At 68.9% G+C, this 8229-nt stretch carries 6 protein-coding genes; 3 read left to right on the top strand and 3 right to left on the bottom strand.

The window, feature by feature from the left end; genetic code table 11:
• Positions 1-45: 45 nt before the first annotated feature.
• Entirely contained in the window at positions 46-2226 is a 2181-nt protein-coding gene (gene murJ, locus C2L80_RS12315) for a murein biosynthesis integral membrane protein MurJ (RefSeq protein WP_103263303.1), read from the bottom strand.
• Positions 2227-2292: 66 nt separating this feature from the next.
• Between murJ and C2L80_RS12310 the strand changes: the two genes are divergently transcribed.
• Complete coding sequence (locus C2L80_RS12310) at positions 2293-3294, top strand: NAD(+)/NADH kinase (RefSeq protein ID WP_087196787.1); 1002 nt, start codon at positions 2293-2295, stop codon at positions 3292-3294.
• A gap of 116 nt (positions 3295-3410) precedes the next feature.
• Here C2L80_RS12310 and C2L80_RS12305 read toward each other — a convergent pair whose 3' ends face one another.
• The gene (locus C2L80_RS12305; RefSeq protein ID WP_087193910.1) at positions 3411-4184 is read right to left on the bottom strand and encodes a hypothetical protein; all 774 of its coding nucleotides are present in this window, start codon (positions 4182-4184) and stop codon (positions 3411-3413) included.
• 176 nt (positions 4185-4360) lie between these two features.
• Between C2L80_RS12305 and C2L80_RS12300 the strand changes: the two genes are divergently transcribed.
• Entirely contained in the window at positions 4361-4957 is a 597-nt protein-coding gene (locus tag C2L80_RS12300; RefSeq protein ID WP_087193911.1) for a helix-turn-helix transcriptional regulator, read from the top strand.
• Between the two features lie 128 nt (positions 4958-5085).
• Here C2L80_RS12300 and C2L80_RS12295 read toward each other — a convergent pair whose 3' ends face one another.
• Positions 5086-6567, bottom strand: a complete 1482-nt coding sequence (locus C2L80_RS12295; RefSeq protein WP_087193912.1) for a DUF1846 domain-containing protein — start codon at positions 6565-6567, stop codon at positions 5086-5088.
• Between the two features lie 272 nt (positions 6568-6839).
• Between C2L80_RS12295 and C2L80_RS12290 the strand changes: the two genes are divergently transcribed.
• The gene (locus C2L80_RS12290; protein ID WP_087196785.1) at positions 6840-7754 is read left to right on the top strand and encodes a site-specific tyrosine recombinase; all 915 of its coding nucleotides are present in this window, start codon (positions 6840-6842) and stop codon (positions 7752-7754) included.
• Positions 7755-8229 lie beyond the last annotated feature (475 nt).

The raw sequence follows: 8229 nt of genomic DNA, 5'->3' as shown, positions 1-8229 counted from the left end.
GGTGGCCGCAGCTGCGGGCGTATGGACGCGGGAGGGGCGGGGCGGTCAGCGGCCCACCTTGCCCTTCACCTTTTCTGCTATGTTGGCGAGGAACGCCGCTTCGGGCACGCGCAGCTTCAGGGCGAGGCCGAACGTGACGAAGAGCGACACGAGGCCGCCGGCGGCCACGTAGGCGAGCGCTTGGGGGATGGAGCCCGACAGCGGGGCCGCCCACGTCTGCAGGGCGAACAGCACGCCCGCGCCCGCCGTCGCGCCCAGCCCGCCGAGGGCGAGCGAGCATGCCAGCGCGCGCAGCGTGGAGCGCAGCCCGAACGCGCCGAGGTGGCGGCGCAGGTAGGCGAACAGGCACACGTCAGCCACCACGTAGAACGCCGCCTCCGCTGCGGCGATGGCCTCGAACGGCAGGTCGCCCACACCCGAGGCGGCCAGCATCGTGAGGCCGATCTGCACGCCGCCGGCCACGAAATTGAACCCGGCGAACACGCCCATCTTCCGCACGCTGGAATACACCTTCTGCAGGTAGGTGTTCACGCCGTAGAACGGCAGCGCCACGGCCAAAACGGCCAGGTAGCTGGCGATGGCGCCGACGCTCTCCATCGTGAACGCACCCGCGTGGTACAGCGTGACGAGCGGCAGGGCGAACACCATGAGGTACAGCGCGAAGGGGATCATGAAGAAGAGTATCTGGTTCGTGCCGCTCACGATGCCGCGCTTCACGCCCTGCGTGTTCCCCTCGGCTTGCATCTCGGCCAGCTCGGTGAACATGGTGGTGGTGATGGGCACGGCCAGAAACGCGTAAGGCAGCGTGAACCACAGCCGCGCATAGGCCAGCACCGACGGGCCGCTCTCGGAGAAGCTGTACGAGGCCGCCGTCTGCACCGACACCACGGCGAACGAGCAGAGCATCACCAGCACGGTGGGCGCGCCGATGGATAGCGTCTCGCGCAGCGCGGGGTCGCGCAGGTTCAGGCGCGGGCGCAGACGGATGCCGTTGCGCTTGAGCGCGGGCATCTGGATGATGAGCTGGGCGAACACGCCGAGCGGGTTGCCCACGGCGATGATGTAGAGCGCAAGCTGCGGGTCGTTTGGTGCCACCAGCGCGTAGAGGGCGAACGTGGCGATGACGATGACGTTGTTCGCCACGGGCGCGATGGCCGACCACAGGTAGTCGCGGTTCGCGTTCAGCAAGCCCTGCAGGATGGCGCTCGCGCCGTAGAACACCACCTGGATGGCGAAGAACTGGAACAGCATCGTGGCCGTGGCCATTTCGGCTTGGTCGGAGTAGAAGCTTTGCGTGTAGATGATGGCCGAGGGGAACAGCATGCACAGCGCCGAGACGACGCCGAGGAGCACGACCACGATGGTGAGCAGGTTCGAGGCGTACTCGTTGGAGGCGCGCTGGCCCAGCTTCTTCTTCACCGACAGGTACACCGGCAGAAACGCCGTCACGAGCATGCCGCCCACCACCAGCTCGTAGAGCTGGTTGGGCAGGGTGTTCGCCACCTGGTAGGAGCTGGAGAGCATCGTGGAGCCCAGCGCGAACGCCATCGCCCACGTGCGGGCGAAGCCGGTGATGCGCGAGATCATCACGCACACGCTCACGAGGGCGGCCGACGCGCCGACGGCGGCTGCGGCGTTCTCGGGCTCGGGGGCCTCCTCCTTCGCCGGATTCGGCATGCGCGTGCCGCTCGGCGCGGGCGCGGCAGCAGCGGCGGGCGCGGTGCGATCGGCGCCCGCATGGCGGCCGCCGACGAAAAGCGCGCCGGTCGACCCCGGGTCGGCCTGCGGGCGCGCCGCGCGCGGATCGGGGGTGGACGGCTCGAAGGGGTCGCGCGGGAGCGCCGTGCGGTCGGGTCCGGCGTGGCGCCCTCCGATGGCTATCTCGGACGTTTCGCCCGGAGGGGCCGCCTTCAGGCGCGCCTTCGCGCTTGCGGGGTCGAGCGGCGGTTCGGGCCGCGGGACGACGTGCTGGGCGACGGCGGCTGCGATGGCGGTGCGGTCGAGGCCCGCATGGCGGCCACCGACGAAGATCTCCGAAGTCGATCCGGGATCGGCCCCGCGGGCGTGCGACGCCCCGGAGGCGCGGGCGAAGGATGCCTCGGCGGCTTTCGGGCGATCGGCTGCGCGCGCATGCGACGTTCCGGCGCGGTCGGGCGCCGCCTCGTCGCGCGCGGGATCGGGGGAGTTGACGCGCGTATGTCGAGCTCGTGCGAGCTTGTCGGACATGGAAGGACGCTTTCTGAGGCATCGGATATAATGGCCCATCATAGCAAACCCGGAAAGAGGACCCTCATGCACATCCTCATCGTACGCAATAACTCCAACTCGCGGGCCGTTGACGCATCGCTGCTGCTCGCGACGTACGTTTCCACGCAGGGCATGGAATGTACGCTCGTGGACTCCTCCGACCTTTCGAGCCCTGATGGCTGCGAGCGCGCGGATGCCGCCCTTGCGGCGGGCGCGGACATGGCGGTGGTGCTGGGCGGCGACGGCACCATCCTGCGCACGGCGCGCCTCGTCGGGACGCGCGGGGTGCCCATCCTCGGCATCAACTTCGGACGCCTCGGATTCTTGGCGAACTCGGGCGAAGAGGGCGTGGTGGCCGTCGTGGCGGCGGCGCTTTCGGACGACGTCGTGGCCGAGCGGAGAACGAACCTGCGCATCGACGTGGTGTGCGAGGGCGAGGCCGACCCCTGGGCCGACGAAGCCGACGGGGAGGACGAGGAGGACGCGCGCGCGGATCGGGCCGAAAGCGGCTTTTGCAGCGCGCTCGGGCCGTCGTCCGGCGACCCTGCCGACGGGCGCGCGCGATCGTTCTTCGCGCTCAACGAGCTGGCCGTCACGCGCGGCGCGAACGGCCGCATCATCGACTTCGACCTGAGCGTCTCGGGCGCGCTCATCGCCGAGATGCGCGGCGACGGCCTTGTGGTGGCCACGGCCACCGGTTCGACCGCCTACGCGCTGTCGGCGGGCGGGCCGCTTGTGGCCCCCGGCTTCACGGGGCTCGTGGCGGTGCCGCTCGCGCCGCACACGCTGCATTCGCGCGCCATCGTCACGGCTGGCAGCGACGTGGTGGAGATGGATCTGTCGAAGAACGCCGACGCGCGCGAGGCGACGCTCTTCGTCGACGGCGAGCCGCTTTCGTTCGATCGGCCGGTGCGCCGCGTCTACGTGAGCCGCGGCGCGGCGCCCACCGTGCTTTTGCGCTACCGGGGGGAGGGCTTCTACGAGCGCGTGTCGAAGGTGTTCTTCGAGCACGATGATGCGGGCCGGTCGCCGCTGGCTCGGAGCTAGGCGCCGCCCGGTCGGGACCGGTCCCGGCCGGGCGGCGCGCTCGGCGAAGGCTCGTGGATGCCGCCGGAATCTCCGCGTCGGACGGCTCCGTCCGGCTTTCCTCGCGCGGGTGTCGCCTATAGCCACAGGCGGTACGTGGCGTTCGCCGCGTAGTCGGACGTCTGCAGGGCGAAGTCCGATGCTTTCGCGTCGTCGAGCGCGGACGGATCGGCGAGCGCGCCGCTCACGAGGCGAAACGGCAGCACGATCTCTTGCGTCTCGCCGGGAGCGAGGTCGACCGAGATATCCTGCTCGCCCTCGCTGGGATTCAGAAGCGAGAACGCCTCTGCGTCGAGCGCGATCCCCGCGCCCATCTCGTCGTCTGCCGCGAGAAGGCCGCTCCACAGCGTGAACGTGGGCAAGGTGGCCCACCAGGCTTCGTAGTGCTCGTCCGAGGCGTTGGCGATCGAGACGGTGACGAGGACCATCTTGCCGTCGGAGGGGATCTTGTCCCAACTGTAGTAAGGGGGATTGAGCTCCCCGAACGACGCGACCGACGCTATGCGGACCTGTGTCGCCGTTACGTCGAGGCGGGGCGTCGTGCGCTCCCACAGCCCCATGCGCTCGAAGCTTCCGATCGCTCGCTCGGGCAGATCGTCTTGGGCGGCGTCGCTCAGCTCGTGCGCGCGTCCTTGCAGCAGCGCGGGCAGCTCCATCGTCGTTCCCGGTTCGAAGTCGATCACGCTTTCGGTGGCGCGGCCGCTTCCTGCCGCAAGCACTTCACGCGCATCGGCGGTCGGCATGGCCGGCTCTCCCGGAACGTAGCGTCCGGCGAACCACCCCATGACGAGCGAGGCGGCGATCAGACAGATGGTTCCGGCGACGATGCGGGTTTTCCGGTCGATCCTCATGAGGGCTCCAATCGTGAGAGACGCGGGCGGCGGTGCGCCCCTTGCGCGTTCGAAGCTAGCATCGCTTGCCGGTTCGCGGCAACGGTGAATTATTTCACCCCTGCGCTTTGCCGCCTCGCGTGCTATGGTTTCCTCTGACGAAACGTTCGGGAGCGGTCGATGACGAGGAGGCGGACATGACGGAGCTCACCTTGCTGGCGACAAGGGGGATCGTGCTCGTCGGCGTGGCCCTGCCGTTCGCGGCGGCGTGCGCCTCCGTCGTGCGCGCGTCGTACTTCGATGAGCCCGCCCGCTCCGACACGCTCCTCGCGCTGTACCGCCTCGTCGCGTTCGCGGGCGCGGTCGTTGGCAGTCTCGCGCTCGGCGAGGCGCAGGGGGACGCGGCGGCGGCCCTGTTCGCAGTCGCGTTCTGCGCGGGGTCGCTTGCGGTCGGGGCAGTGCTCGGACGCACGTGGCGCGCGGCCGAGGCGGCCGAGGCGCGCGCGGTCGAAAAGCTGCGCGCGCTCGTGGAGCGCTATCGCGAAAGCGAGTCGTCGCCGCAGACGCGCTGCGTCCGCGCCGCCCGCGCCTACGGCCTCACGCGGCGGGAGGAGGACATGCTCTTGCTCATCGTGGAGGGGCGCACCCAGCCCGAGATCGCTCGCGAGTTGTACGTGTCCCGCGACACGGTGAAGACCCACGTGCGCAACCTCTACCGCAAGATGGGCGTTTCGGGCAAGGCCGAGCTCGTGGAGGCGATGAGCGCCGCCGAGCCGGCCCGCAGGCTCGGCTGAGCAGCCTTTTGGAAGCCGCCGCGTTGGGGGCCTGCCGGCTCGGCGGCGGTGCCGCGCCGGCAGGCCCTTCCCGCCCGCCGGAACCGTCGCAAACGGACAGGGAGGGGACGGGAAGAGCGGGGACGCGCTTACTTATGGTAGTAGCGGTGCTGCTCGTACTTCGGCTCGCAGCACACGTTGATGCCGAGCGTGCGGTAGAGCTTCTCGTCGGTGGCCGACAGGATCACGCTGAAGAACGCGTCGCAGCCGCGCAGGTCCTCCACGTGCTCGATGAGCTTCGCGGCGGCCTCGTCGGTGGCCGAGCTGATGGACAGCGCGATGAGCGTCTCGTCCGAGTGCAAACGGGGGTTGCGGCTGCGCAGCTGCTGGGTCTTGAGGCGGCAGATGGGGGTGATGGCCTCGTCGCTCAACACGTCTTTGTCGTCATCGACGCCCGCCACGCCCTTGAGCGCGTTCATGAGCAGCGACGACGCCGCGCCCAGAAGCGCGGAGGTCTTGCCCGTCACCACCGAGCCGTCGGGCAGCACCATGGCGCCGGCCGGGCCGCCGGTCGTCTCCTCCTTCAGCAGCGCCGCCGAACGCGCAGGAGAGAGGCTCGCGTTCACGCCCGCCTGGTTCATCAACAGCTCGAGCCTCTCCAGCCTCTCGTGGCCGATTCCGGTGCGTTTCACCTCCACTGCGGTTTGGAAGTAGCGGCGCACGATCTCCATCTTGGCGGCGTCGCGCACGGCGTCGTCGTCCACGATGGCGTTGCCGGCCATGTTCACGCCCATGTCGGTGGGCGACTGGTAGGGGCTTTCGCCCGAAATGCTCTCCAGCATGGCCTTGAGCACGGGGAATATCTCCACATCGCGGTTGTAGTTCACCGTCGTCTCGCCGTAGGCTTCAAGATGGAACGGGTCGATGGTGTTTGCGTCGTCGAGATCGACCGTGGCCGCCTCGTACGCGATGTTCACGGGATGCTTGAGCGGCAGGTTCCACACGGGGAACGTCTCGTACTTTGCATAGCCGGCCTCGACGCCGCGTGTGTGCTCGTGGTAGAGCTGCGACAGGCACGTGGCCATCTTGCCCGAGCCGGGGCCGGGGGCGGTCACCACGACGAGCGGGCGCGTTGTCTCGACGTACTCGTTTCTGCCGTAGCCTTCGTCGCTTACGATGTGGTCGATGTCGTAGGGGTAGCCGGCGATGGGGTAGTGCAGGTAGCTTTTGATCCCCAGGCTGTCGAGGCGCTTGCGGAACGCGCCGGCCGAGGGCTGGTTCGCGTAGTGGGTGATCACGACGCCGCTTGTGGCGAAGCCCATGGTGCGGAAGATGTCCATGAGGCGCAGCACGTCCTCGTCGTAGGTGATCCCCAAGTCTCCGCGCACTTTGCTCTTCTCGATGTCGTTCGCGTTGATGGCGATGATGATCTCCACGTCGTCCGCGAGGCTTTTGAGCATGCGGATCTTGGAGTCGGGCTCGAAACCGGGCAGCACGCGAGCGGCATGGTAGTCGTCGAACAGCTTGCCGCCGAATTCCAGGTAGAGCTTCCCTCCGAACTGCTCGATGCGGCTGCGGATGTGCTCGGCTTGCAGTGCGATGTACTTGTCGTTGTCGAATCCGTTGCGCATGGGATGGCGGCGCTCCTTTCTGGGGATGGCGGCGGTGCGCGCGGCGCCCTTCGGCGCTCTCGTCGCACGCGACGATTATAGCCTACCTTGGCGCGAAGCGATGTTTCCGGCATGTGAATTCGCCTCGGAAGGTCCGTCGGCTGCTATCCTGTGGGCAGCGCTCTGCGTGCGGATTGGCGTCAGGTGCGCTCCGCATGCGGACGTGGTCGGTGCGGGGCGTGCGCGCGAAGAGCCGGGTGCGATCGGTGCGGGGCGCGGGGAAGGAGGCATGGATGCGCAGAGAGGATATGGTTCGCGAGTATCTGGTCCACCTGCGCATCGAGCGCGGGTGCTCGCCGCTGACGGCGGAGGCCTACGGGGCCGACCTCGCCGATTTCTCGGCCTTCCTCGACCGATGCGGAATCGCGTGTTTGGGGGACGTCGAGCGCGAGACGGTGGTGGCCTACGAGGCGGACCTTCTCGAGCGGGGTTATGCGACTTCGAGCGTCGACAGGCGCGTCTCGGCGATCAAGGGGCTGTTCCGGTTCCTCGTCCGCGAGGGCCTCGTGCGGCGCAACCCCGCCGACACGCTGCAGCTGCCGAAGGCGCCCGAGCGCCTGCCCGACGTGCTGAGCGCGTCTCAGATGGACGAACTGCTGTCCGCTCCCGTCGAGCGCGCGCCGATCCCCTTGCGCAACCGCGCCATCCTCGAGGTGCTTTACGGGTGCGGTCTGCGCGTGAGCGAGTGCACGGGCCTCGATGTGGCCGACGCCGTGCTCGACGAGGGCTATCTGCGCGTCGTGGGCAAGGGCGGCAAGGAGCGCATCGCCCCCGTGTCGGGCGCGGCCGCCCAGGCGCTGGAAGAGTATCTTGCCGAGGGGCGGCCCCTGCTCGTGCGCCCGCATGCGAAACCCACCCCGGCGACGTTTCTCAACGCGCGCGGCGGGCGGCTCTCGCGCCAGAGCGTCCACGCCCTCGTGGCCGATGCCGGCCGCACCATCGGCGTGGCGAACCTGCACCCGCACACGCTGCGTCACTCGTTCGCCACCCACATGCTGGAGGGCGGGGCCGATCTGCGCGTCATCCAGGAGATCCTCGGGCACGCCGACATCTCCACCACGCAGGTGTACACCCATGTGAGCCGCGCCCACCTGCGCGAGGAGTACGTGAAGGCCCATCCGCGCGCCCGCGCCCTCCCGCCGTCCTGAGCGAAAGCGGCTCTCCTCCGCCTCGTCGTCTCTGCGCGTTGCCGCTCTGCTAAGCCAGGATTGATGCGAACCCATGTTCCCAAGCTTCGATCTGGGCTTATTCTGGTCGGGCGCTTCGGAAGGCCCGCCCAACGGGCGGGGCCTCTTGCGGCGCCGGCGGGGCCTTGCTTGGCGGGCCGACGCGGCCTGCATCAACCTCGGCTCAGCAGCGGAACCCTGCGCTTTTTGGCCACGGAACCGCGTTCTGGCACGTTCCAGGGTGCCTTGGCCGGCTTCGATTTTGCCGACCAGGGGGTTTGCTGCGCTTGACAGCTTTTCCGGTCAGGGAAAGCCGATTTTCGTGCCAGAACGGGGGTGCGGACGTTTTTCCGGACGGCCTAGGCGGCCAGCCCCAGCCGCCTCCTGCGGCCGGCTATCGTATCGTACACCTTGCGCCCTCCCTCGTCGAACGCCTTCAGCCTCCCCTCCCGGTACC

Source organism: Rubneribacter badeniensis (assembly GCF_002899695.1).
Lineage (GTDB): Bacteria > Actinomycetota > Coriobacteriia > Coriobacteriales > Eggerthellaceae > Rubneribacter > Rubneribacter badeniensis.
This window is presented reverse-complemented; position numbering and strand designations above follow the sequence as displayed.

Excerpts from the sequence above, each read along its gene's own strand:
- murJ (WP_103263303.1), bottom strand. The coding sequence starts at position 2,226 with ATGTCCGACAAGCTCGCACGAGCTCGACATACGCGCGTCAACTCCCCC.
- C2L80_RS12310 (WP_087196787.1), top strand. The coding sequence starts at position 2,293 with ATGCACATCCTCATCGTACGCAATAACTCCAACTCGCGGGCCGTTGAC.
- C2L80_RS12305 (WP_087193910.1), bottom strand. The coding sequence starts at position 4,184 with ATGAGGATCGACCGGAAAACCCGCATCGTCGCCGGAACCATCTGTCTG.
- C2L80_RS12300 (WP_087193911.1), top strand. The coding sequence starts at position 4,361 with ATGACGGAGCTCACCTTGCTGGCGACAAGGGGGATCGTGCTCGTCGGC.
- C2L80_RS12295 (WP_087193912.1), bottom strand. The coding sequence starts at position 6,567 with ATGCGCAACGGATTCGACAACGACAAGTACATCGCACTGCAAGCCGAG.
- C2L80_RS12290 (WP_087196785.1), top strand. The coding sequence starts at position 6,840 with ATGCGCAGAGAGGATATGGTTCGCGAGTATCTGGTCCACCTGCGCATC.